At 53.5% G+C, this 24672-nt stretch carries 25 protein-coding genes; 4 read left to right on the top strand and 21 right to left on the bottom strand.

Going from position 1 to position 24672, the window contains the following annotated elements; genetic code table 11:
- The first annotated feature begins 345 nt into the window (after nucleotides 1-345).
- Together JD108_RS11155 and JD108_RS11150 are read left to right on the top strand one after the other, a co-directional pair.
- Nucleotides 346-1698 carry an ISLre2 family transposase gene (locus JD108_RS11155; protein ID WP_198826639.1) on the top strand — a complete coding sequence of 451 codons (1353 nt, stop codon included), beginning with the start codon at nucleotides 346-348 and terminating at the stop codon, nucleotides 1696-1698.
- Between the two features lie 194 nt (nucleotides 1699-1892).
- Nucleotides 1893-2489, top strand: a complete 597-nt coding sequence (locus JD108_RS11150) for a TetR/AcrR family transcriptional regulator (RefSeq protein WP_198829872.1) — start codon at nucleotides 1893-1895, stop codon at nucleotides 2487-2489.
- 60 nt (nucleotides 2490-2549) lie between these two features.
- Here the strand turns inward: JD108_RS11150 and pepF are convergent, their stop codons facing one another.
- From pepF to JD108_RS11060, 18 genes are all read right to left on the bottom strand, one after another.
- Nucleotides 2550-4358: an oligoendopeptidase F gene (gene pepF / locus JD108_RS11145; protein ID WP_198829871.1), complete on the bottom strand. Its 1809-nt coding sequence runs from the start codon at nucleotides 4356-4358 to the stop codon at nucleotides 2550-2552.
- A gap of 164 nt (nucleotides 4359-4522) precedes the next feature.
- Nucleotides 4523-5812 carry a UDP-glucose dehydrogenase family protein gene (locus tag JD108_RS11140; protein WP_198829870.1) on the bottom strand — a complete coding sequence of 430 codons (1290 nt, stop codon included), beginning with the start codon at nucleotides 5810-5812 and terminating at the stop codon, nucleotides 4523-4525.
- A 4-nt stretch (nucleotides 5813-5816) separates the two neighbouring features.
- Nucleotides 5817-6899, bottom strand: coding sequence for a glycosyltransferase (locus JD108_RS11135; protein ID WP_198829869.1), 1083 nt, complete (start codon nucleotides 6897-6899; stop codon nucleotides 5817-5819).
- Nucleotide 6900: 1 nt separating this feature from the next.
- Nucleotides 6901-7872 carry an NAD-dependent epimerase/dehydratase family protein gene (locus JD108_RS11130; protein ID WP_198829868.1) on the bottom strand — a complete coding sequence of 324 codons (972 nt, stop codon included), beginning with the start codon at nucleotides 7870-7872 and terminating at the stop codon, nucleotides 6901-6903.
- The gene (locus tag JD108_RS11125) at nucleotides 7869-8669 is read right to left on the bottom strand and encodes a glycosyltransferase family 2 protein (RefSeq protein WP_198830074.1); all 801 of its coding nucleotides are present in this window, start codon (nucleotides 8667-8669) and stop codon (nucleotides 7869-7871) included. Before JD108_RS11125 ends, JD108_RS11130 begins: the two co-directional genes overlap by 4 nt.
- A 14-nt stretch (nucleotides 8670-8683) precedes the next feature.
- Nucleotides 8684-9730 (bottom strand): glucose-1-phosphate thymidylyltransferase, encoded by a 1047-nt coding sequence (locus JD108_RS11120; RefSeq protein WP_198829867.1) that lies wholly within the window; start codon nucleotides 9728-9730, stop codon nucleotides 8684-8686.
- Nucleotides 9731-9841: 111 nt separating this feature from the next.
- Nucleotides 9842-11020, bottom strand: coding sequence for a glycosyltransferase family 4 protein (locus JD108_RS11115; protein WP_198829866.1), 1179 nt, complete (start codon nucleotides 11018-11020; stop codon nucleotides 9842-9844).
- A complete protein-coding gene (locus JD108_RS11110; RefSeq protein ID WP_198829865.1) occupies nucleotides 11001-11330 on the bottom strand; it encodes a hypothetical protein in 330 nt (109 codons plus the stop codon). Before JD108_RS11110 ends, JD108_RS11115 begins: the two co-directional genes overlap by 20 nt.
- A 146-nt stretch (nucleotides 11331-11476) precedes the next feature.
- Nucleotides 11477-12172, bottom strand: a complete 696-nt coding sequence (locus JD108_RS11105) for a DnaD domain-containing protein (protein WP_198829864.1) — start codon at nucleotides 12170-12172, stop codon at nucleotides 11477-11479.
- A 113-nt stretch (nucleotides 12173-12285) separates the two neighbouring features.
- A complete protein-coding gene (gene asnS, locus JD108_RS11100; RefSeq protein ID WP_198829863.1) occupies nucleotides 12286-13575 on the bottom strand; it encodes an asparagine--tRNA ligase in 1290 nt (429 codons plus the stop codon).
- 336 nt (nucleotides 13576-13911) lie between these two features.
- Nucleotides 13912-16749 (bottom strand): WIAG-tail domain, encoded by a 2838-nt coding sequence (locus tag JD108_RS11095; protein WP_198829862.1) that lies wholly within the window; start codon nucleotides 16747-16749, stop codon nucleotides 13912-13914.
- A gap of 174 nt (nucleotides 16750-16923) precedes the next feature.
- Nucleotides 16924-18336, bottom strand: coding sequence for a group II intron reverse transcriptase/maturase (gene ltrA, locus JD108_RS11090; protein WP_198826346.1), 1413 nt, complete (start codon nucleotides 18334-18336; stop codon nucleotides 16924-16926).
- A gap of 450 nt (nucleotides 18337-18786) precedes the next feature.
- On the bottom strand, nucleotides 18787-19299 hold the full coding sequence (locus tag JD108_RS11085; protein WP_407649433.1) for an ACT domain-containing protein: 513 nt from the start codon (nucleotides 19297-19299) through the stop codon (nucleotides 18787-18789).
- A 29-nt stretch (nucleotides 19300-19328) separates the two neighbouring features.
- Nucleotides 19329-19655 (bottom strand): hypothetical protein, encoded by a 327-nt coding sequence (locus JD108_RS11080; RefSeq protein WP_198829860.1) that lies wholly within the window; start codon nucleotides 19653-19655, stop codon nucleotides 19329-19331.
- A 24-nt stretch (nucleotides 19656-19679) separates the two neighbouring features.
- Nucleotides 19680-20792: a tRNA 2-thiouridine(34) synthase MnmA gene (gene mnmA, locus JD108_RS11075; protein ID WP_198829859.1), complete on the bottom strand. Its 1113-nt coding sequence runs from the start codon at nucleotides 20790-20792 to the stop codon at nucleotides 19680-19682.
- Nucleotides 20793-20904: 112 nt separating this feature from the next.
- Complete coding sequence (gene tlp, locus JD108_RS11070; RefSeq protein WP_198829858.1) at nucleotides 20905-21126, bottom strand: small acid-soluble spore protein Tlp; 222 nt, start codon at nucleotides 21124-21126, stop codon at nucleotides 20905-20907.
- A gap of 63 nt (nucleotides 21127-21189) precedes the next feature.
- Complete coding sequence (locus JD108_RS11065) at nucleotides 21190-21543, bottom strand: DUF952 domain-containing protein (protein WP_198829857.1); 354 nt, start codon at nucleotides 21541-21543, stop codon at nucleotides 21190-21192.
- Nucleotides 21544-21603: 60 nt separating this feature from the next.
- Nucleotides 21604-21846 (bottom strand): hypothetical protein, encoded by a 243-nt coding sequence (locus JD108_RS11060; protein WP_198829856.1) that lies wholly within the window; start codon nucleotides 21844-21846, stop codon nucleotides 21604-21606.
- 106 nt (nucleotides 21847-21952) lie between these two features.
- On the opposite strand from JD108_RS11060, the gene JD108_RS11055 reads away from it, so the two are divergent.
- Nucleotides 21953-22699 carry a YwaF family protein gene (locus tag JD108_RS11055; RefSeq protein ID WP_198829855.1) on the top strand — a complete coding sequence of 249 codons (747 nt, stop codon included), beginning with the start codon at nucleotides 21953-21955 and terminating at the stop codon, nucleotides 22697-22699.
- Here JD108_RS11055 and JD108_RS11050 read toward each other — a convergent pair.
- The 3 genes from JD108_RS11050 to JD108_RS11040 form a co-directional block, all read right to left on the bottom strand.
- Complete coding sequence (locus JD108_RS11050) at nucleotides 22696-23091, bottom strand: MmcQ/YjbR family DNA-binding protein (RefSeq protein ID WP_198829854.1); 396 nt, start codon at nucleotides 23089-23091, stop codon at nucleotides 22696-22698. The two genes, JD108_RS11055 and JD108_RS11050, sit on opposite strands and share 4 nt — an antisense overlap.
- A 45-nt stretch (nucleotides 23092-23136) precedes the next feature.
- Nucleotides 23137-23610 carry an NUDIX hydrolase gene (locus JD108_RS11045; protein ID WP_228728384.1) on the bottom strand — a complete coding sequence of 158 codons (474 nt, stop codon included), beginning with the start codon at nucleotides 23608-23610 and terminating at the stop codon, nucleotides 23137-23139.
- Nucleotides 23611-23793: 183 nt separating this feature from the next.
- Nucleotides 23794-24000, bottom strand: coding sequence for a hypothetical protein (locus JD108_RS11040; protein ID WP_198829853.1), 207 nt, complete (start codon nucleotides 23998-24000; stop codon nucleotides 23794-23796).
- Nucleotides 24001-24032: 32 nt separating this feature from the next.
- Between JD108_RS11040 and JD108_RS11035 the strand changes: the two genes are divergently transcribed.
- Nucleotides 24033-24383, top strand: coding sequence for an MmcQ/YjbR family DNA-binding protein (locus JD108_RS11035; protein ID WP_198829852.1), 351 nt, complete (start codon nucleotides 24033-24035; stop codon nucleotides 24381-24383).
- Nucleotides 24384-24672 lie beyond the last annotated feature (289 nt).

The raw sequence follows: 24672 nt of genomic DNA, 5'->3' as shown, positions 1-24672 counted from the left end.
AACGATCATTCCCAAGTGTATTGTGCAATTTTTCCAGTCGCTGTAAAACCGTCAGCGGAAGGAACTTCCTCTCCGTCTGAGGACGGATGGCACAATATCCCTGTTGGATATCAGTGAGTACGAATTTGTACCGGGAAAAATTACCGCAATCCGGAAAAAATGTTGCAAAAATGTGACAATCGAAAGAAACGCGAGCGGAAATTTGTCCTCGTATGAGTAAAATGTTCGTGGGCAAACCGAAAAGAAATTTTTGAAGAAAAATCAGTTGGAGGGTATAGAAAAGGGCTTCTCTTCTTGGTAAAGTGTAAAGCGCCAAAACCAAACACACCAAGGAGGAGAAACCCTGTGAGCAAGTTTACCACGGAATTTCCCACAATGAAAGAGCTTGAAACGTTGTTGTTTCGAACGTTGCAGGAACAGTTCGCTGCCGGTATGGCTTATATTTTGGAAGCGTTGGACGAGTATCTGATGCATCAACGGGATCATTCACGCTTTCGGCTAAAGGACCAACGAGAAGTCCAGATCGACACGCTCTTTGGTACGGTTCGATTCAAACGGCGATTGTATCAGGATCGCGTGAAGGGTCAACATGTGTATTTGTTGGATCGTATGCTGGCCTTTGACGGGCGGGAGAAGCTAAGCCCGTTTTTGGAAGAGATAGCGATCGAATTTGCTAGCCAAGGCCCCTCGTACCGGGACAGCGCAAAACGCTTGGAAGCGTTACTGGGGTATCGGGTACTGAGCCATGAGGCCATTCGGGACAAACTAATCACGCGGGTTGAACAAGCATCAACCATCGTGTCGAAAGCGACCCGAAGGTCGGTTCGCGTATTGTTTGTGGAAGTGGATGGACTTTACACCTCATTGCAGAGGCAACGCCAGCGGGGAATGGAAAATCGAATGGCGATTGTGCACGAAGGATGGGAACAAGAGGGGGACCGAGTGCGGCTTAGGTCGAAACGCCATTACCTGCATACGACGAAGGGAGAGTTCTGGGAAGGGTTTGGCGACTTTCTGGTTCGTCATTACGACATGGATGAAAACACATGGATCGTAGTCAATGGGGATGGGGCCAATTGGATTGGAGAATGCGAATCCTACTTTCACCGCTGTATTTACACACTGGATCGCTTTCATGTGGCGCGAGAATTGCGCCGATTCCTGGGTCAGTTGCCAGAGACGTGGCAGACGGTAAGGCAGGCGTTGGCGGCCTTTGAAGCGGATATCTTGCTGGCGACAGTAGAGTCCGTACCGGAGGAAAAGATTCTGGAAGAGCACCGGAACGAATGGCGGAAATACGTGGCCTATTTACGGCGGCATCGAAGGCATCTTATCGACTATCGAAAGGTTCTGGGTGAAGCTGGTATCGACACGACGGGCATGCGTCCAATGGGGAGTGCGGAAGCGCAAATGCGGGTGATGGCAAAAAGGACCAAACGAGGCGGCTACAGTTGGAGTGTACGGGGAGTACAAGCGATGTTGCGAGCCATTATGGCACGACAAGAGGGAAGTCGTTTGAGCGGCCAGGCGATAGCGAAGAAGCAAGTGTTACAGCCCAACCCAATGGTCCGAGTGAAGGACTTGCTACGGGAAGTGAAAGAGCAGGCAAAAGGCTATATAAACGGGACGATCCGCCTGTTGCACGGGCCATATCAAAGCAGCCCTACCGGGCTGGCCTTAAAAGCCCTTCGCGGATGAGGCAAAAATCGAGTGGAAGAAAGGAATCATACAAAAATAAAGCGCTTTCAAGAAGAGGAAACCAGAAGTCTTATTTTGGAGACAAAAAAATCCTGCCCACTATGGCTTGACTCACACTTTGTCCTCTTGCTCCATTTGCAAACCGACAGTTTGTATGTATACTGATGATGAATACGGTTTGGGAGGCATATCCGTTGAAACAGGAAGAACGTCGGCAACAGACCATCCAGCTGCTTCTCTCCACGACCAAAGACTTGATCCGGGAAAAAGGCTGCGATGCCGTCACGATGAAGGACATCATGGAACGCTCCGGCTTGTCAAAAGGAGCCATCTTTCATTACGTAAACAGCAAAGACCAGATATACGCCTGGGTGCTGCAGGAGAGCTTGGAAGAAGTGGACCAACGATTCCAGAATCGGGTCAAATCCTCCGGAAAGGAATTGGATGGCCCCCTGCTGGAGCTGACCAAGCGTTTCCCCTTCCTCGACGATCCGAAGGACGTGGTCAATCAGATCCTGGTCTATCTCTTGTCCAAAACAGGAAGGCCGGAGATCGAAGACGTGCTCAAGCAGTTTTACGACCAATCGGTATGCCTGTCCCGCCAGTGGATCAAATCCGGACAGGACCATGGCGTCATACCCGCTTCGGTCGATATGGAAAAAATGGGCGAGCTGTTCGTGCTGATTTCGCTGGGCTTGCGTATGCGCTCCTTTCTGCCGGTGGAGGGAAGCTCCTTTCAGGTGGACGATTTCGCTGCTTTTTTGAAAGAAACGCTGAGTCCTCGCAGCTAAGCTCGACAGGGCTCCTCCAACAAAAAAACCAGGGCGAATCACCCTGGTTTTTTCTCTTTCTTATTCTGCTGTCAGCTTTTCCATCTCCGCCAGCATTTCTTCAAAAACAGCCAGCGCCTCGCGGATCGGCTCTGGGGAGGTCATGTCCACCCCCGCTTTTTTCAGCAATTCCAGCGGATAGTCGGAGCTGCCGCTCTTCAGGAACTGCAGATAGCGATCAACCGTCTGCTGTCCTTCCTCGAGGATTTGCTTGGCCAATGAAGTGGCGGCGGAGAAACCGGTCGCGTACTTGTAGACGTAAAAATTGCGATAGAAATGGGGAATGCGCGCCCACTCCATATCGACCTCCTGATCCACCACCATGTCAGGGCCGTGGTAGGCGACATTCAGCTCTCGGTAGATTTCGCTCAGGCTGTCGGCTGTGAGCGGCTCCTCCTGCTCGGTTTTCGCGTGAATGATCTTTTCGAATTCCGCAAACATGGTCTGGCGGAAAACCGTTCCGCGGAATTGCTCCAGGTAGTAGTTGATCAGATACATGCGCTGCTTTTTGTCCGTCGTGGTTTTGAGCAGGTGGTTCATCAACAGCGCTTCATTCAGGGTAGAAGCCACCTCCGCCACGAAAATTTTATAGTCGGCGTAGGTATACGGCTGTTCCTTGTGGGAGTAATAGCTGTGCAGGGCGTGCCCCATTTCATGCGCCAGGGTAAACATGTTGTTAACATTGTCCTGGTAGTTCATCAGCACGTAAGGATGGGACGTGTACGCTCCCCAGGAATAGGCTCCGCTGGTTTTTCCCTCATTTTCGTAGACATCGATCCAGCCGTTGGAGAAGCCTTCCTCCAGTACCTTGCCGTAGTCCTCTCCCAGCGGCTTGAGCGCTTCCTTGATGGTTGCCACCGCTTGATCGTACGGGATGTTCATCTCGACTTCCGGAACGATCGGCACGTACAGATCGTACATATGCAGCTCATCGACAGCCAGCATCTTTTTGCGCAAGGCGATGTAGCGATGCATCAGCGGCAGATGCTCATGGATGGTTGCGATCAGATTGTCGTAGACGGAGAGGTCCACATTGTCGGCGAACAGCGCCGCATAGAGAGCAGACGGGTATCTGCGGGTGCGGGAGTAGAACACATCCGTCTTCACCGAGGAGGTCAGGGATGCCGCAATCGTGTTGCGGTGTTTTCCATATGTCGCATACAGCGCTTCAAAGGCTTCGCGCCGCACGCGGCGATCCTTGCTCTCCATGAACTGGACGTAGCGTCCTTTGGTGAGCTCTACTTCTTCCCCGTTCTCGTCCCGGATCATCGGGAATTTGAGGTCGGCATTGTTCAGCATGCCAAAAATTTTGGAAGGAGCCGAAGCGACTTCACTAACATTCGCCAAAATCGCCTCTTCTTCGGCTGAGAGGGTATGCGGTTTAAACCGGGTGATCTCGTCCAAAAGGATGCGGTAGTGATCCAGTCCTTGCACTTCCCCCATCCACTTTTCCAGTTGATCGGTAGGGATTTGCAGGATCTCCGGCTGTATGTATGAGATGGCCCCGTAGACCTGCGTGCTGAGCGAGGTGGCTCTGTCTGTGAGGGCTTGATAGGTGCTGTTCGCATTGTCTTCATCTCGGCGCATTCGCGCGTAGACGTAGACCTGGTCCAACGTTTTCAGCAGTTCGTCTTGCAGCCGCAGGGTCTCCAGCAGCTGCTCGCCGGACTGGCCCAGCTGCCCTTTTTTGCGGGAAATTTCTTCTGCCAGCTGCTTGACCTTTTCCAGGTCCTTCTCCCAATCGCTGTTGCTGGCGTACATGTCTTCCAGTCGCCATTTGTACTCGGCTGGGACTTCACTTCGTTTTGGCAAGGTTTTGCTTTTATTCAATCTTACTCACTCCTCGCATGCGTATCGGTGGGAAAACAATCCATATGAGTATCCTAGCGCATTCTGCTCCGCGGTTCAAATCTATCTCTTCGACTTTCTTCGTCCGCGCGAGACGGCGATCCCCCTCGCTCCAAGCCCAAAAGCTGACGCATCCCGAGGGACGGTCAGCTTTTGCCAACGCCGCAGTAGGTAAAGCCATGCCGCTTGACGATTTGTGTCGGCCAGGCGTTTCTGCCGTCAAACAGGACCGGACTTGCCATGACTTCTTTTACGCGGTCCCATTGCAGCTCCACGCAGTCCTTCCACTCTGTGACGAGCAGTGCCGCATCCGCGTCCGTCAATGTCTCGTAGACGTCTTGGGCATAGCGAACCTGCGGATAGAGCCTCGCGACCGCCTCCGCGGAAACGGGGTCATAGGCCGACACCAGCGCGCCTGCTTCCAGCAGCTCCGCCAAGACCGGCAGCGAGCGGGCCTCGCGGATATCGTCCGTATCCGGCTTAAACGAAAGTCCGAGGACCGCGATGCGCTTGCCGACCAGGCCTTGCAGCCGCTCGCGCATGAGCTGTACGTACCATGACGGCTGCGTGCGGTTTACCTCCCTGACTTGTTCCAATATACCCAGCGACACCCCCTGCTCTTTGGCTACCTGCAAGAGCGCGATGGTGTCTTTGGGGAAACAGGAGCCCCCGTAGCCCAGACCGGCTCGCAAAAACTCCGGACCGATTCTACTGTCCAAGCCCATTCCGCGTGCAATCACTTCGATATCCGTACCCAACGCGGCACTCAGACGAGACAGTTCATTCATGAAAGAGATACGGGTGGCGAGAAAGGCATTGGACGCGTATTTGATCATCTCGGCATTGGCACGGGTGGTGCGGACCCACTCTGCAGACAACCTTTCGTACAGCTGATCCATCAGGGCAAACGCCTCCGCGTGATCCGCGCCGATCACGATACGGGACGGGTTCAGCGCATCACGGAGCGCCCTTCCTTCCCGCAAAAACTCCGGGTTGGAAACTACGTGAACCGACGCAAATTCCCGCAGCAGATCAGCCACACGGTCTCCCGTCCCGACCGGCACCGTGCTTTTTACGACGACGGCCCGCTTTCGGGGGTCATGCTGCTGGAGGAGGCGCAACTCCTCGACAGCGGCAAACAGATAGCGGAGATCGGCTGTGCCATCCTCCGACTCGGGCGTGCCGACACAAATGAACAAGATCTCTGCCTCTGCCGCTTCGTCCGCCAAGGAACTGCCAAACGACAAAGTCCCCTGTTCGACAACTGTTTCCAAGGCTTCTTCCAGCCCCGGCTCGTAGATGGGCGACTTCTTTTTTCGGAGCTGTTTTACTTTTTCCTCATCCACATCAATCCCGATGACGCGATGACCGTGCAAGGCCAGCGAGACTGCCGTGGTCAACCCGACATATCCCGTTCCGATTACGGCTACGTTCATTCCTTCACCTCATCGTTTTTTTAGCAACGCGCAGGTACAGGTCTTCCAGCTTGGCGCGCTGCTTTTCGATATCGTGATTGGTTTCCACCTTTACTCTCGCCCGTTGCGCCACCCTCTGCCATTCCCCGGAATTGGCCAGGACGCGGCTGATCATTCTCGCCAGTTTGCCCGGCGATTTCTCCGGCACGAGATAACCGCTCACCTCGTGCTCCACCAGCTCGGGAATGCCCGCATGGTAGGTCGAGATCACCGGCCGCCCGGTGGCCATCGCCTCCATCAGTACGTTGGGAATGCCCTCCTGATTGCCGTTTTTGGCTGTCTTGCAGGCGATGACAAAGAGATGGCATTTCGCCAGTTCGCGCTGCACCTCTTTATGCGTAAGGGCCCCGCGCAGTTTCACGCGATCGGTCAGTCCGTATTTTTTGATCATTCGTTTCAGCTTTTTCTTCTCTTCGCCGTCACCGACGATGGTGAGGGTCGCCTGGGGATACTGGCGCCCGACGCGAGCGAATGCCTTGATCAGCGTATCCATCCCTTTTTTCTCGGTCAGCCTGCCGACACTCAGCAGGCGGTAGGCGCCGTCCTTTACCGGCTGCTGCGGGAGCATGGGAAACTTTCTCAGATCAATCCCCGATCGGATCAGCGTAATCTTCTTTTTCGGACAGCCGAGCCGCACCAACCGTTTTTTCATGTGATCGCTGACGACCGTAAAGGCCTTTCCCTTGCGAAAGAGCTTTTTCAATTGTTTCCGGTATCCCTTGCTCTCGCGCACCCGCTTGGTGGCGTCAAACCCGTGAAAGGACGTGATCAGCGGCAGCTTCGCCTTGCGGGCATGGGGAAGCAGCTCCACGCCCGCCGGCCCAAACCGGGCATGGAGACAGCTGAATTTCTTTTTTTTGAGCCATCCCGCCAGGCCACGGAACCGCCTGCGCACGTATACGGGCGAAAACGGAAACTGCTTGCGGTGAAAAGGCTTCTGGCGCGCGAGCACGGCTGTTTTTACCCGTTGATGCCCGAGCAGCTGCTCGTAGATAAAGGTCTCGCTTTTCGGGAGGAATTTGCGGCGGTAGACGAGCACCCGATGCAAGTCATTGCCCCCTCTCGTCGGACGGCCCATCTATATGGGCGCGTAGATCCGCCAGCTGCAAACGCAATCCTTCTTCCAGCCGGACCCGCGGCTGATATCCCAGCTTCGCCTGGGCCTGCCTGATGTCTGCCTTGGTACGGCGGGAGTCTCCTGCGACCGCTGGCAGATGGACTACGTGCGGCGTGACGTTTGCGAGCTGACTCATCAAATGCAGGACTTCCAGGACGCTGATCTCCCGGTCCCCTCCGATGTTGAACACATCGCCGGGGGCGGCGTGACGGGCGGCGAGCAGGTTGGCTTCCACCGCATCGCTGACATAGGTAAAATCGCGGCTCTGCTGACCGTCGCCATAGATCGTAATCGGCTCTCCCCGCAGCATCTGACGAAAGAAGCGGTGAAACGCCATATCCGGCCGCTGCCTCGGACCGTATACCGTAAAATAGCGCAGCATGACGACATGCAGGCCATGCGCCTCGACATACACACGGCAAATCTGCTCCATCGCGGCCTTCGTCACTCCGTACGGGGAGACCGGATGAAGCGGGGCGCTCTCATCCAGCGCCCCTTCCTTCATCGATCCGTAGACGGATGAGGAGGAAGCGATGACAATGCGAGGGGGCTTCTGGAGCCGTGTACATGCCTCCAGCAGGGATTGGGTGGCGGTCAGGTTATGGGCGACATAGTCTGCAAAAGCGGTGCCCCAACTGGACCTGACACCGGGCAGGGCAGCCTGGTGAAAGATCAGGTCGACTTCATCCAGCCAGGGCTCCCCCAGTTTATCGGCGAGCAGAGACGAGTGAAAGGCAAACCGGGGATGGCTCCTGATCGCCGAGAGATTTCGCAATTTGACCGAAGCATCGTAATTGTCTACGAAGCCGTCAATCCCGATGACGTCCATGCCATCCTGCAGCAAGCGTTCCGCGAGATGGGAGCCGATAAATCCGGCACAACCAGTGATCAGGACCTTTCTCATCGCCGCCTCCTCCCCTTTTTCTTTTTCAGACGCCGTATGATCAGGTACCCGTTTTTGTATCCGTATACGGCCTTGTATTTATCGCCCCAGCGTTTCAGGTAATAACGAAAGGTTATTTTGCGCAGATGATTTCGCTTGCGCTTCATCTTGTTGTCCGTGAGCTGACCCTTGTGCTTTGTGCGATTGTACAATTTTTTATTGATGTATTTGACGGGATAACGCTCGATCAGACGCAAGATGATCCGCCTGTCTTCCATGATCCGGCCCTGGTACTTGTCGGAGGTGTCCCATCCGCCTACCTTTTGCAGAGCCGAAACGCGGTAGCAGCGCGGAGCCACCATCCAATGGTTGTATTTCAGGAACTGATACTTGGTGCGGAATTGCTTGTGCTTCACCAAAAAGGGATTGACGTAACGTCCCCGTTTTACCCGCCAAATCTTGACGTTTCCGTAAAAGAGGGCCACTTTTCGTTTTTTGTCTTTTCGGATTCGTTTTTTCAAGACCGCCAACGCCTTCTTGGGAAGCCAGTCATCCGAATCCAGCTGAACCAGGTACGGCGTCTCCACCATGGACAATGCCTGGTTCATGACTTTGGAGATTCCCGAATTCTCCTCCAATCGGTAATATTCCACATTCGGATGAAACAGGTAGCGCTCTACCTTCTGCCGCGTCTTGTCCGTAGAGGCATCATCCATGATCAGCAGCTTCCAATCCTTGCAGGTCTGTTTCAAGACGCTAGAGATGGCTTTGCGAATGTACCTGGCCCGGTTGTAGGTGGGGATGACGACGGTAAACATGGGCGTATCCTGGTTCACGCCTCGTCACCTCCCCCGGCGGGCAGGTGAATAGAAGATTTGTCACTGAGAATGACAGACGCCATGTGTTTCTCCAGCTCTCCCTTGAGATGGGAAGAACGGCCAAAGACACTGTCCTTTAGCTTCCATTTCACATCTTGCAGGCAGCTTTCTTCTAGCAAAATGCTATTCTCGATATGAGCGCAGTTTAATAGCTGAACACCGTTCTGAATCGAAACGTACGGCCCAATCCTGCAATTCTCCAGGCGGCAGCCGTTTCCGATCAAGACGGGACCAATGATCTCGCAATTGAGGACGACGCTGTCTTTTCCGATCTCAACCTCTTTTCCCAGCTCGCGGGCTAGCATCCACCGATTCGCCTCCAGCCAACGCTCAACCGTTCCTACGTCGGTGTATTTCCCTGTTGCCGTCCTGTGTGCAATGACCAAACCGCGATCGATCATCGCCTGGATCGCATCCGTTATCTCGTACTCTCCGCGAGCGGAGGGTTGCAGTGAGTCGATTGCCTCGAAGATCGGCGTCGTAAATAAATAGGCTCCGATTACTGCCAGATTGCTTTTCGGTCGGGCAGGTTTTTCTTCCACGGAGATGAGTCGACCTTCGCGCACTTCGGCGATGCCGAAGTCCTGCGGCCGCTTAACCTCACTCAACATGACGACTCCGTCTGATCGCTTCTCCTGAAAGCCACGAACCAGTTCAGTCAGCGAATCCATCAACAGATTGTCGCCTAATAAAAGGATAAACGGTTCTTTTTGCAAAAACGCTTGCGACATACGGACGGCGTGGGCGATCCCCATCGGTTTATCCTGATGGATATAGGTAATAGTAGCCCCAAATTGACTACCATTGCCGACACATTCAGGTATTTGCACGTGGGAAGGATTGATCACGATGCCGATGTCCGTGACACCCACTTCGAGCAGTTTGCGGATGCAGTGGAACAGAACCGGTTGATTCGCCACAGGGAGCAGGGTTTTGGGTTGCGAATAAGAAAAAGGGTGCAGTCTCGTACCACGTCCGGCGCATAAGATTAACCCCTTCAAACATATCACCCCCCAGTTGTGCTTCTCGATACTTATAAGGTATGCGTCCTGCAACATCAGGACAGGGCAGAAGTCCACAACTGGGGCAGAAAAGGCAGCCACCTATTTTCTTTAGCTTGCTTTTTTTAGCGGGGACGGCGATTTCGCCCGTTCCTCTACGCCTTTTTCAAAGACCTGCAGATAGCCTTGCGCCGTGGCGTACCAGGAGAACTGCTTGGCTCGCTGCAGGGCCTGCTTGCCCAATCGCTGACGCAGATGGGGCACTCCCCACAGCACCTCCCATATCTCCGGCAGCTTCTCCTTCCATTCCGCTGGTGGAATCACAAAGCCGGTCTCCGCATGCGCCACGACCTCGCTTATCCCGCCCCGAGGCGTGGTGATGACCGGCTTGCTGGCGGCCATCGCTTCCAGATTGACGCGGCAAAAAGGCTCCTGCCAGACCGACGGCGTAGCGACGACATCACCGATCTGATAGTACAGCGGCATCTCCTTGCTGGGAATAAATTTGACAAAGCGGACTTTGTCTCCCAGCGGTTTGGCCATCTCGTGCAAGCGTCGCACGTAGGGGCTGAGGCGATTGCTCCCGTACCCGGTCCCTCCCACGATGACGAGCCGCGCTTGGGGATCCTGCTGACTCACTTCGCGAAAGGCCTGCAAGAGAACGTGCACGCCTTTGGCTGGGATCAGTCTGCCTGCGTAAAAGATGACGCGATGCTCCGGCTTCAGCCCCAGCTTCTGCCGCAGCTGTCGGGCGGGAACCTCCAGCTTCGCCTGCTGATAGGGCCCCACATCTACGCCCAGGTGGACGGCATGGACTTTTTCCGGAGACATCTGGTGCTTGCGGATGAAATGGCGGCGCAGGTATTCGCTGTTCGTCAGAAAGCCGTCTGCCATGCGGCAGATTTTCCTCATTTTTTCCGGACTGATAAACCACTTGGCCGCATACACATGCGAGTGCATATTGACATAAATCGGCGTGCGGGGAAACTTTTTTCGCAGTGCCGGCACGAAGTTGGGCCGGTTCTCGACCATGATGACATCGGGCCGCCGCTTTTTTAAATCGAAAAGGATCTTTTTCAGATAGGGGCCTGGTCCCTTGTACGGAAAGCGGACGATGCGCCTGCCCTCCTCTTCGCTCGAGCGCGGATAGGTTTTGCAGGTTCTCGTGTAGATCGTCACCTCATGGTGAGGGCCGAACATTTTGCTCACTTCGTCAATATCATGCTCCACGGAGCTTCCCTTGACAGGGGGGACAGAGAACGGACCCGGACTAATGATCGCGATTCTCATTTCGCTCCCTCTCCCACTCCTGTTTCAAGGAAAGGACCACTTGATACAGGTATTCGCGCTCCCGTTTCTGCTCTTCTTGCAGCGTTTTGAAGCGCTCTTCCCAGCGGGCCACGGCCTCTTTCAACGCATCCAGCTGCTGCTGAAACTGCTCTGTCTGCATTCGCCCAGCAGAGCCTTCGCTCGTCTGAAAGTCTTCCCGCTTCATGGAAGTGACGCGCTCTACCGCCTCTTCCACGACGAACTGTCCGGAGAATACCCCAGGAATCGGCGTAATCCAATGATTGCCTTCGGCTTTTTTACGTTTTTCCACGTCACATGACCTCCCGACTATTCCGACATCTGGTAAGGATGACTGACTCGCACAAAAAAGAGTGCTTTCGCTCCTAATATGGTATGAATCATCATCGGGATAGGTACATGTACAGGGAGAAAAGAAAAACCACCTTGAGGATGATCTCAAAGTGGTTGGCGCTGATCGCCCGCCGGCTGATGGCGCCGGAAGCGAAGGCTGTAATGGCGAGCCTCTTCGACACTGGAAATCTGCTGCTTTTGCCATTCCAGGAGAATGCGGTCGATGTAGCGGATATGCAGCTTGCCGACTGTAGCGGCTTCGCGCAAGGCGGTCAGGATCAGTTCGTCCGAGTAGCCGTCCTGGGCCGTCCAGATGTGGATTGTCTCGATTTCGAAAGGCGACAGCGGTCGGCCAAACGCCTGTTCAAACCGGGCGTACAAGCCCATTTGCTCCGACTCCGCCGCACTGGCGATCTCGGCGTACGGTTCGGCCAGTGCGTCGATTCTCCGCGATGCGTGCCGCTGTTCCCGCCAGCTTTGATACAGCTTTCGGTAGAGCGGCGTCAGATTGTAGAGCTCATGCCGCATCCCGGTCTGCGGATCGGTGTATTCGTCGATGCTGATCCATTCTTCCTTGATTAATTTTTGCAGCGTTTGGATCAATCTGGTGGAAGGCATGGACATCCTGTCTTCCAGCTCCTGTATGGTCGGGAAGCGATTCCCCTCCTGTTGAAACGATAATATATGAATGATCAGGATCATTTCTTCATCAGACAGAGACGTCTGCTTGTATCTTTTCAGGAGGAGATTGGAGATCGATGTGGCACCTTCTTGCAGTATTTGTAAAATTTCTGTATCCATGAGACTTCTTCACCTCATCGCCCTCATTGCCAGTTGGCGAGCTTGTTTGGGTGTGTACGGGAAAAATAGAATACCCTGCCGCCCTCCAGCAGCAGGGTGTAAAAAAGCAGGTACTACGGGTACAGACGGTAAAGCATGCGCGGGAACGGAATCGTCTCGCGGACGTGATCCAGTCCACAAATCCAGGCAATCGTTCTCTCCAGCCCCAATCCAAATCCGGAGTGAGGAACCGTACCGTATTTGCGCAGGTCGAGATACCATTGGTAGGCCTCTTCAGAGAGCTCATGCTCACGGAAGCGCTCTTCCAGCAGGACGGGATCGTCGATACGCTGGCTGCCTCCGATGATCTCGCCGTAGCCTTCCGGTGCGATCAGGTCGGCACAGAGCACCACTTCCGGACGCTCTGGATGCGGCTTCATGTAAAATGCCTTGATCTCGGTCGGATAATGGGTGATGAATACCGGCTTGTCGTAATGCTCTGCGATCAGCGTCTCATCGGGAGCTCCGAAGTCATCTCCCCATTTAATCTCGCTGCCCTTTTCCTGCAGCAGCTTGATCGCATCGTCATAAGTGATGCGCGGGAACGGCGCCACTACATTTTGCAGCTTCGTCGTATCGCGCTCCAGCGTTTTCAGCTCTCGCTGGCAATTTTTCAGGACGGATTGTACGACATGGGAGACGAATTCCTCCTGAATGCGCAGATTTTCTTCGTGATCCACGAAGGCCATCTCCGGCTCGATCATCCAGAACTCGATCAAGTGGCGGCGGGTTTTCGATTTTTCCGCACGGAAAGTGGGACCAAACGAATAGACGCGGCCGAGCGCCATCGCTGCGGCTTCCATATACAGCTGACCCGACTGGGAAAGATAGGCGTCCTCGTCAAAATACTTCGTGTGGAAGAGGTTCGTCGTCCCCTCCGCAGAAGTAGGAGTCAGAATCGGCGGATCTACCTTGTAGAAGCCGTTTTGGTAGAAATATTCATTCACGGCCCGAATCACCTCGGAGCGGATCGCCATCACCGCCCGCTGACGGGGGCTGCGCAGCCACAGATGACGGTGGTCCATGAGGAAATCAACGCCATGCTCCTTCAGAGAGATCGGGTATTCATGAGAAATTTGAATGATTTCAATACCGGTCACTGTCAGTTCGTAGCCGCTCGGGGCACGCTCATCTGCCCGAACGATGCCGTTTATGTATAACGAGCTTTCCTGGGTCAATTGGGAAGCCGCTTCCCATACCGCTTCCGGCACTTCTGCTTTGACGACGACGCCCTGAATGAATCCCGAGCCGTCGCGAAGCTGCAAAAATTGTATTTTCCCGCTGCTGCGCTTGTTATACAGCCAACAGCCAATCCGTACTTCTTGTCCCACATGCTGCCCGACTTGGGCAATGGTTGTCATCATCGGCTTGTTTCCCTCCATTTGCCACTACACAACAATATCCTCAATCTTGATACCGATCTCATTATACTATCAGAGCGCATCTGAATTCAATGAAAGACTCTCCGAAAGAAATTTACCGTAATATCGTTATGTCTACTGATTCGTTTTCAAACTCTCATACAAAAACGCCCGCGGGCCGATGAAGATCCGCAGACGTGACCGGGGAATACAGAACCCTTAAAAGCAAAAGAAAGACAAACGACCGCTTTTTCATGCAAGCAGAGAGGCTCTGCCACAAACAAAAAGAAAGGCCCTTCTCTGTCGATCGAGGCCTTCCCTATCTCTTCATAGCTCACGCTACCGCTCGCCTTCCTGCTCCTCCGCCAGATCGAAATCGGCGAAGTCATCTTCTTCCTCTTCCGCCATATTCAGCAGAAGGAGTTCATCTTCGTCCATCGCGTCCTCATCTTCATCCAGTACGACTTGATCCGCCGCTTCAGCTTCCGGCTTTCCTTCCTTATTCGCTTGATCCGCGAAGGCTTCCCGCGCGTCCTCAATATCATTTGGTTCCCCGGACTCTTCGGAAGCCCCATCGCCTTTTACGCCGATCGCGATCCACTGAATGATGCCCTTCTCTTCCTGGCCGGAACGGTTTCGGAATACGGTCACGACGGCTGCAGACTGGTTGCCGTATTTAAAGGACACCTGGCAGCCCATCCGGTTGGTCATCGCGACCAGGCAATAGTCTGTGTTGGCAAAAGGAATTTCCAGACGGATCGTCACGTCTACCGCCTTTTTGCTGGCTGCCATCCGGAAAGTCTGAAAGCCGTACTGTTGCAGGGTGGTTCCTTGCTGGTTGGCCGTTTCGATCGGGGAAAAAGCCAGTTTATCAGCGGTTACGGCTCCGTTGGCGAGATGATGGGTAGCGACCGCCTCCGGCGCGATATGCTGTTTCCGGATGCTCGCTTCCTGGATATGCCTGGAAGCCACGCTGCCTTCTTGCAAATGGCGCGGCGCCACACTTCCCTCCTGCAGATGCCGGGGGGCGACGCTGCCCTCGGAAAGATGGCGGCTGCTGACCGCGTGATCCAGCAAATGCTCGGAGCGAATCGAACTAGTCGCAATCTTATCCCGGGTGATGGCCCGATCCGCAATATGGTCATTGGTTACCGAAAACAAGCCGATTTTTTCGCTGGTTACGCTGCGCGGGGCGATGTGGGCAGTCTGGACGGCTTCTTCTTTAATCTGCTCGGAGCAGATCGCTTGCGGAGCGATGTGCTGGCTATCCACTGCCATTCGGGCCAGATGCGACCCCCGGACGCTGCCGGACTGGAGGTGTTCGGCCGTGATCGATCCCGTATTCAAGTGCTCTCCGGACAGGGTCTGCTTCTCGATATGCTCACCTGATATCGATTGCAAGTCCAAATGGGTACGGTCTACGCTGCGCGGGGCCAATTTGTCGCGGGTGACGCTGCCCGCCGCCAGTTTGTCGGCTGTCACCGCATAATTTTGCAGATGCTCGGTCTGAATTGTGTCATGGGCGATATGCTTTGCCTGTACGGCTTTATCGACCAGCTTGTCATGGGATACCGAGTTTTTGGCGAGATGTCTTGCCTTGACGGATTCGCTGGCCAATTTGGGCGATGTAATCGCACCATCCGCGATTTTGGAGGTGACGATGCTCAGTTCCGTCACCTTGTCCGTCGAGACAGATTCCGCTGCCAGCTTGGATGTGGTGATGGAATGATCGACCAGATTATTGGTGTGAATGATGTGATCCTTCAAATGGATATTGCTGATGACCCGCTCACTCAGATGAATCGAGTCGATCACGCCTTTGGCCAGCTTATCTTTGTTGATGGAGCCGCTGGCCAGATGCTTGGCTTCGACTGATTCTTCAATCAGATGCTTGCTGGACACAGATCGCGGTGCCAGTTTGTCGGCATCGACGGCGTTATCCGCCAGTTTGCTTGTCGTGACTTGATCATCCCCCAACTTTTTATGAGTCACACTGTTGTCTTGCAGGTGGATCGTCTGGATGGACGCCGGCTGCAGATGCGTGCCGTTTACGGCCTCCCGGGCCAGCTTTTCCGCAGTCACGCTATGGTCATCGAGATGTTCGGTCGAGATGGCATAGGGGGCCACCTTTTGGGCAGTCACGGACTCAGGGGCCAGATGCTGCGAGTGGATGATGTAGGAGGAGAGATGATGTTCAGTGATGCTGCCTGGAGAGAGATTCGCGGCATCGATTGCGCCTTCGGCCAGATGCTCATGCAGGATCGAGCCTCGCTTGATATGATGGGCTTCGATCGCCTCGTCGTCAATCTTGCTGCTAGTAACGGCGCCATCCCTGATTTTTTCGCTGCTGACGGCGTTATCCTCCAGCTTGACAGAGTTGATGATATAGTTGGCCAGATTATTGGTTTGGATCGTGCCCATTTTGATTTTTTCTGCGGTTACGGCCTGATCCTCGATCAATTCGCTGGTAATCGCCTGCTCTTGTATGTGCTTGGACTGGATCGCCCCTTCGGCGAATTTGATCGAATCGATCGTTTTGTCAGCCAGCTTCTCGCTCGTAATGCTGCCATTTTGCAGTTTGTCTGCGGTAATGGACCGGTCCTGGATCATATCTGTGGTAATGACATTTCTGCCGATGTGGTGTGTCTGGATGGCGTCCGGCGCGATTTTGCTGGAAGTGACAGCTCGATCCGCCAGCTTGGCATTATCGACCGCATAGTCTTTCAACAGATTGTTGTCGATGCTGCCGAGCTTGATTTTGGTCGCATCGATGGCGCGGTTGGCAATCTTCTCCGCGGTTACGGCCTGGTCGGTCAAATCATCTGTGTACACGATTGAATGATCCTTTTCGTCTCGCCGTTCCTTGATCACCTTGGAAAACGTGGTTTGTTGAGGAATCATTTTCGCCCTGGGCGTATTGGGCAGGACTTGGGATGCTGCTTGAGCCGGTGGCTGAGGTGATGCTTGGGGTGAGGATTGAGGCAATGGCGGGGACGAGGGTTGGGAGGTGGGCTGCAGCACAGGGATGCTTCTCTGTCCCCCGCTCGCCAGCTGTTGATCGGATTCCAGGTCTTCCAGCCAGTCTATGTCCGCTCCGCTTTGCAGCAAAGGAAATTCCAGCCTCCCGGACCTTCTTCCTGCGCTTTTACTCAGTTTTCGACGGTTTACCTTCGCCATGGTATGTTCTTCCCTCCTGAAATCGTCCATGTCCTCCTCTAGAATATTCATCTTGTTACTTTTTGGGCACCATCTGACTAAAAATAACAAATCGGGTAGGGGGCTACCCATTAGTTGAGTAGCCGACCTCCCACACCACCGTACGTACCGTTCGGTATACGGCGGTTCCTTAGTTCACGCAGTCACTTGTCGATAATAATCTGAGAAGAAAAGAAATCCGAGGCCTTTAATGGTGTTGTTATCGAGGGCTTTCGCGAGGATGGGGCTATTGGAGATTCTCCAGTAGCTCTTTCTTGTATTTGCGTATTCCCATGCCTTGAACTTTGGGATTCCAAACGAGATCAGCTTTTCGAATTTTGTCCTTATTCGTTTCCATTGTTTCCAGTAGATCATTCGAATCCTTCTTCTCATCCATTCATCCGTTGTTTGGAGCAGGTTCTTCATATCCGCAATCTTGAAGTAGTTGACCCATCCCATGATATAGCGTCTGAGCCTTTCGGCTCTCTCTTCATTTCCCATGCCATTGCTTCTTGCGGTTAGTTCCTTCACTCTTGTTTTCATTTTGGCGATGGATTTGGGATGGATGCGGACTTTCACTTGCCCTCGTTGGTTGTAGAATGAGAATCCCAGAAACTTCACTCGAATGGCTAGGTCCACCACGGTTTTCTCCCGATTTACTTTTAGGAACAGCTTCTTTTCAATGTAGGGGAGAATGTTGGTTAGTGTCCGTTCGGCACTTCGTCTGCTCTTGCAGAAGATGAGTAAATCATCTGCGTATCGCACAAACTTGTGTCCTCTCTTCTCCAGCTCCTTGTCCAACTCATTCAGCATGATATTACTGAGAATTGGACTCAGATTCCCGCCCTGCGGTACGCCGACTTCTGTTTCCTCAAACTTGTGCTTCACGACAACTCCTGCCCGAAGATATTTATGAATTAGTGAAATGACTCGTCCGTCCTTAATCGTTCTTGAGAGTACTTCAATGAGCTTGCTTTGGTTGACGGTGTCAAAGTATTTCTCTAGATCCATATCCACAACATAGCGGTAGCCTTCCTGAATATATTGCTGGCTGCGCCTTATGGCTTGGTGGGCACTTCGTTTGGGTCGGAACCCGAAGCTGTTGTCCGAGAACTGTTGCTCATAGATCGGCGTGAGCATTTGTGCAATTGCCTGCTGGATTACTCGATCAACCACCGTTGGGATGCCCAGGTTTCTTTTCTTTCCGTTCTCTTTTGGGATTTCTACCCTTCGAACGGGATTTGGGCGATATCTGCCCGCCAGGATTTGTTCCTTGATGGTTTCACCGTTTTCTTTGAGATATTGTAGAAGTTCATCTACGCCCATCCCGTCGATTCCGTGTGAACCTTTATTCGCTTTGACTCTTTTGAACGCTTCGTTCAAATTGTCTCTGCTTATGATTTTCTCAAGTAACCTTTCCTTCGACTCGTTTGCGTTGGTGTCGTCGGTTTCAGCTATCCTCTCAGGAACGTGCACTCCCGCATATCCTTCGTGTTCCGCACTATTCTTTTGCGGTGAGCCTTCCGTTGGAAGTTGGCTGCCCTTATCTCCTGTTTCGGTAACATTCATTGACGACCACCTCCTAAGGTTCAGCCCTTCCCTCAAGCCGTCGACTGCTCGAGGTACTATGGCGTCTGCTGACTTCTCATGATAAATCTTGTTTCAACCGTGATTCGAATGTCATCTTCTCACGTCCATGAGACCTCCCACGGTAAGACGACTCACTTTCCTCCCATATACCCGCATCATTTACACCGGAATGTCCGTGTAGTGTATTGGACTTTGCTTTGTCTCGCAAGCTTGTCCCATTCCATATGCCTGATGATGTTCGTGTTCCTCGGGCCGGGATTTTGCCTCCAGCTTCCTTCAGATTCCACCTCACGGTGGACACCCTTGCTCTTGGCTAGTGGTTGGCCACTACCAGCCCCCACAGCGGACTTTCACCGCCTAGTTAGTCGCCATGCGTGGCGCACGAGAAAAATGGCTCCATCCCTGTGAGGACGGAGCCATCTGCAATCGTTATTGCAAAGAAACCACTTTTGTAATTTGCGGCAGCGTTTCCATCGCGGCCGCCACCTCCGCGCTGATCTCCTCATCCGTCACCGAGATGAGCAGAGCGTTTTTCCCCTTCTGTTCGCGGGATACGTTCAGCTTGGAGATATTGATGCGATTATCGGCCAAAATGCGCGACACATCGTAAATGACACCCGGGTAATCCATATGGTATACCAGCAGCCCATGTGAGCGCGGCGGGATTCGGCACGGGCAGTAATTAATTTCGCTGATGTAGACGTCACGCCAGTCCTGGGCGATCGTATACTTGTTCTCCCCGATGCGCACGGTCGCCAGATGATTGGCGTACTCCCCCGAGCTGGTCACAACGGGCACTTCCCCCTCCAGCCCCTGTCTGAGCGCCTGTGCGATCAGCTCCCTGTTTTCATGGGCCAGGATGGTGATGGAGCGGTCTTGCTCTTTCGGTTCCAGCTTGCGGATCAGGCGAGCCAATTCGCGCAGATCTTCTTCGTTTGACAATGTCATGCCATCACGTCCTACTCTCGTCGTTACTCGGGAAAAATCCATTCCTCGTTCTCTTTTATTATAGAAGATTGGTTGTCAGAGCGGAACCAGGCAGTCAGGGTCTTTCCGTCTTTGCGATAATCGATTTTGTAAATGGTATTGCCCTTGCCGCTCACCTCGAAGGGGCTCTCGTCCTTGGGGACTACCATGATGTTCTCCACGACGCCGCCTTTTTCCGCAATCGCTTCCTGAATCACCGCAACGTGTTCCTTGCCCATGACGTACATGCCGTAATACCCGAGCGCCCCCAGCAGCAGGACTGCGCCCAAAAACACCAGAATCATCACTTTTGATTTCTTTGTCGCTTCCACGTACCGATTCTCCAATCCCTCTGGTTATTTCCCGGTGACCATGGGTCTCACCTGGTCAATGGTTCCTCCGCCCAAACATTCTTCGCCGTTGTAGAAGACGACGGCTTGTCCGGGTGTAACCGCCTTTTGCGGCTGGTCAAAGACGACTTCCACTGTCTGGTCCTCGCGAAGATGCACCGTCACCTGCTGATCAGGCTGGCGGTAACGGAATTTGGCTGTGCAGGCAAACGACGAGGTCGGTTTCTTGTCGCTGATCCAGTTGACGTCCGTGGAGATGAGACTGGTCGAATACATCCGCGGATGATCCGAACCCTCTGCCACGATCAGCACATTGCGCTCCAGGTCTTTGTCTACCACAAACCACGGCTGTCCCGTCTTGCCATGCCCGCCGCCGATCCCGAGGCCTTGCCGCTGTCCGAGCGTGTAGTACATCAGCCCGTCGTGCCGGCCGATGACATCCCCGTCCACGGATTCGATGTCTCCGGGCCTTGCAGGCAAGTAGTTTTGCAAAAACTCGCGGAAGTTGCGCTCCCCGATAAAGCAAATCCCTGTGCTGTCTTTTTTCTTCGCTGTGGCGAGTCCCGCTTGAATCGCGATCTCCCGCACCTCCGGCTTGCTCAAATGGCCGATGGGGAACATCGTTTTGGAGAGCTGGTTTTGATTCAAGGCGTTGAGAAAATAGGTCTGGTCCTTGTTGGTGTCTTTGCCGCGGAGCAGCTTGTACTCGCCGTCCAGGAACTTCACCTGAGCATAATGGCCTGTCGCGATATAGTCGGCGCCCAAATCCATTACCTTGGCGAGCAGCTCGCCAAATTTGATCTCCCGGTTGCACATGACATCCGGATTGGGCGTACGTCCCCGGCGGTATTCGTCGAGGAAGTACTGGAATACCTTTTCCATGTATTCTTTTTCAAAATTGACTGTATAGTACGGAATGCCGATTTGATCGCATACGCGTCTGACGTCTTGAAAGTCTTCTTCCGCTGTGCAGTGGCCGAATTCGTCGGTATCGTCCCAGTTTTTCATGAAGATGCCGATCACATCATACCCCTGTTGCTTTAACAGGTAGGCTGTCACGGAAGAATCGACCCCTCCAGACATGCCGACGACGACACGTGTATCTTCTGGTCTTTTCATGGCGGTCGTTCTCCTCACTGTAATGGGTTACTCTATCAGATTACCATGTTTCGCGGAACAAATCATCTCTATGAAAAAACGCCTGCCGTCAAACCGGCAAGCGCGAGGTGCCCTACATCCTGTCAGAAATCTCATCCTTGATCTCGGAGCGAAAGCCTTCGATGCTTTCTTCCCGGCGCTCGTTCTTCTGCTCCAGGCTGGCTTTCTCTTCGGCAGAGATTTCACCTGCATGCGCCTTCAGGTAATCACGGGTTTCCCGGATGTTTTCCATGCTGTTCTCGATCATGTTTTGCAGTTTGTCCACATTGTCCGAGCGATTGTCAGGTTTGGCCATGGGGCACACTCCTTTGCAGTTTGTTTCCCGAGTCCTTACCATTTTGCTCGATGTCGCGGGTCTTTATGTATGGCTGTCTACGCGATCGCCGATGGCCCATTTGCCGTCGATTTTTACCATCTGCCGGATCTCGGCGATGGCATCTGTATTCAGTTTGCCGTAAATATGCGGATAGAGGAGACCGTCCTTGGCCTTTTCGTATTTGATCGGAGCTGTCACCTTTTGCTCATCGATCACCAGCACATACAGCTCATCGTTCGTGTCACCGTAGACGCGGCCCGCTACCTTGGTCAGCAGATCGTCGCCCTTGGTGGCATGGATAAAGCCCTCCTGTTCGTAATCGCGCGGCAGATAGTATTCGTTTTCGGCCCATTTCTCCCAATAGTGTTTCGGCACCAGACAATAGATAATCTCCATGCGCTTTTCCCCATTTCTATTCTGTGATGGACGGGCTATGGCGTCCTCATAAAGCTAAAGCTACCCGCGCAAAGCCCGGTCGATATGGCGTATCGCTTTGAGATACATCGCCTCTTCCAAGCGTTTTTGGTCATGGCGCCATTGGATAAAATTGCGCAGCGAATGCAAATCGACCCAGGCCTCCCTGGACTGCGGATTTCCTCCAGGAACCTCCCCCGTAATCTCGCCTTCCTGCACCAGTCTGGCCATCTCTGTCGGGTGCATGCCAATTTGATAGGCGATTTGGTGCAATGCTGTTTTCATGGAACCACCCTCTTCTCTTTTGCCATCATTTTCCCTACAATAGGGGAATATTCCGTTGCAGATCCAGAACACTAAATCGTCCAGGCATACAGGGAGGAACCCGCCGATGTCTCCATATTTTTCCCGCCAACCCAGCGGAGAGCCCTTTGTTCCCTATTCGCTCTCCCATGTCGTGGTGCTGGTATTATTCGCGGCAGCCATCTTCGCGCTCTATCGGGCGCGTCAGAACATTCGGGCGCCGCTCGCAAACGGACTGATCCGCTATTCGCTGGCCGGTTTCTTGCTCCTGTCGGAAGTCGCCGTGCAGTCGTGGCAAATCCTGACGGAGAATTGGACGCTCGCCTATTCGCTGCCCTTGCAGCTCTGCAGCATCTCTCTGCTTCTGTCTGTCATCATGCTCCTGACTTATTCGTACCGCGTCTACGAAATTACCTATTTCCTGGGGCTGGGCGGCGCCTCTCAGGCGATGTTGACGCCCGACTTGCTCTACCCGTACCCCCATTTTATCTTTTTCCATTTTTTCCTGGCCCATGCGGCCATCATCCTGGCTTGCCTGTTCATGACCTGGGTGGAGGAATACCGTCCCACCCTTCGTTCGATGTGGAAGGCGTTTGGCTTTTTAAATCTGCTGCTGCCCTTTGTCCTCTGGGTCAATCACGTCACCGGCGGCAACTACATGTTTATCTCGCGAAAACCGCTCCATCCCAGTCTGCTTGATTACCTCGGGCCGTACCCTTGGTATATTCTTTCATTAGAAGGCGTCGCGATCTTGCTCTTCCTGCTGCTGTACCTGCCTCATCGCTTGCGCAAAAAGAATCTGCACAAGCCAACGCAGACAGACGCCGCCCTCTAGGGGGCCATCCCCTCTTGGCTTTGATACGCTTTCACCAGTCGTTTGGATGCGGTTCGAAGATAGCCCTCTTCGATCAGACTTTCGATTTCCGGCCAGTGATAGGGCCCCCCCTCTTGTACGGTCACCCAGCCATGGTGGCCCACATAAGGGGTTTTTGTGTAGCCTCCCTGATGAAGCAGGAGTTCCTGGGTATGCAAATGGGTCTTAATCGAGAGCGAAGCGGTCCCGCCGCTTTCACCCATGATCACAAAAGGCTTGTCCCCAACGCGAAAAGACGTATGACCAAAGGCATCGACACGTTCGCTGACTTCAGGGAAACGCCGACAAATATCCCGTACCTGTCCAAGCAGCTTCATACCCTCTGGGGAAGCGATCGCTTTGTGATGTTCCATACTGTTACCTCCTTTGCCGGTAGTGGTGAGAATCAAGCCTCGGGGTCAACGGATGACCGGGGTATTTGCCCCCCGAGCCCAGTCTAGAATGAACCGGGCTTGATGCGGATTAAGATTGTCCGGCAGCTCATCTCTGTGGAAAAAGGCATGCATGGCGCTCTCGTCGTCCGCCGTTTGCTTCAGCGTACCCTCATAGTGCCGGGAATAAAAAATGATCTGCAGACTGAAAACCTTGTCGCCATTTTCATAGGCAGCGAGCCCCTCCGGACCGGAATAGATGCCAAAGAGCTCCGGCTGGAGAACTGTCAGATTCGTCTCTTCCTTCACTTCTCTCAAAGCGGCGTCCAGAACGAATTCACCCAGTTCCATAATGCCGCCGGGAATCACCCAGATATCGACGTGCCTTCTCCGCTGCAGGAGAATCCTCCCCGCCTCATCCTCCAGGATAAATCCGCAGCCGACCGTCAGCAGAGTATCCTGCCCGATCTTGGCTCTCATCGCAGCCACGTAATCATTCACCTTGCACACATCCTTTCGGCAGGAAAACAGGTCTGTCAGCGTCAACCTACTCTCTTTGATAGTCTACTTGCGAGGCGGACTGTTTTTCAAGCTGGTTTATCAGGACCCCCTTGGTTGCACGGTACGCGTCTAGTACAGGCGTTAAACGTCCGTTTAAGCTAAGCGAATTTTTTGACCATTGCCTTAAAACTTCTGCAGATTCTCTTCGACCATCTTCTTGTTGATCACTCTGATCTTTTCAATGGGCGACTGGGCATCGGCCGCATCCAGGATCAGCATATTGTCGCCTGCCTGATAGAGGAGGAACCAGCCTCCGTCTACCTGATTGACGCCCTCCTCCGTCGGCTTGCCCAATTGTTTTTTGACCTCGTCGATACGGGACGTATTCAAAAGATCGCCTGTCAAATCAAAAGCGTAGACCTATGGAAGAACTTCGATCCTACTGCCTCGGCAAAAAAGGGGCGACGGAGGATTTTCCCTTTGGCCATGATGTCCACGTCATGAAAGTAGGCGGCAAGATGTTTGCCCTGCTGACTGCAAATGAAAATGGCGTCCAGATCGGTCTCAAATGCGAGCCGGATCTGGCGGATGCCCTGCGGCAGCAGTATCCGGCCATCGTGCCGGGCTACCACCTCAATCAGCGGCATTGGATTACCGTCACTGTAGACGGCAGTATCCCGGAGCCGGAACTGCTCGGCTTGATCGACTTATCCTATCATTTGGTTGATCAGGGACTGACAAGAGTGATCAAGCATCAGATAGACGCGTTGTGAAAAGTACCAACTCTAGCCTGTCATTTGCTTATCAGCCCTATTTTTCCAGACGATGGTAATCGTCCATCCTCTTGTTTCCACACCTGCATATACAGGTATGGTAGTACATGATGAACACAGAGAGGATGACGTCCATGTATAGGTACCCAGGGCAGGGATCCAGCCAGAGTTCCCAATGGTCCCCACAAAGCCCGTATTGGTCTGCACAAAGTCCCTATCAGCCGGCACAGCAAGATTACTATCGTCCCCCTTACAGACGCAGATTTTGTCCGGACCATTGTCGCCGCTG

Source organism: Brevibacillus composti, assembly GCF_016406105.1.
In the GTDB taxonomy this organism is placed as follows: Bacteria; Bacillota; Bacilli; order Brevibacillales; family Brevibacillaceae; genus Brevibacillus; species Brevibacillus composti.
Note: the sequence above shows the minus strand (reverse complement) of the source record. Positions and strands in the feature narration are given on the sequence as shown.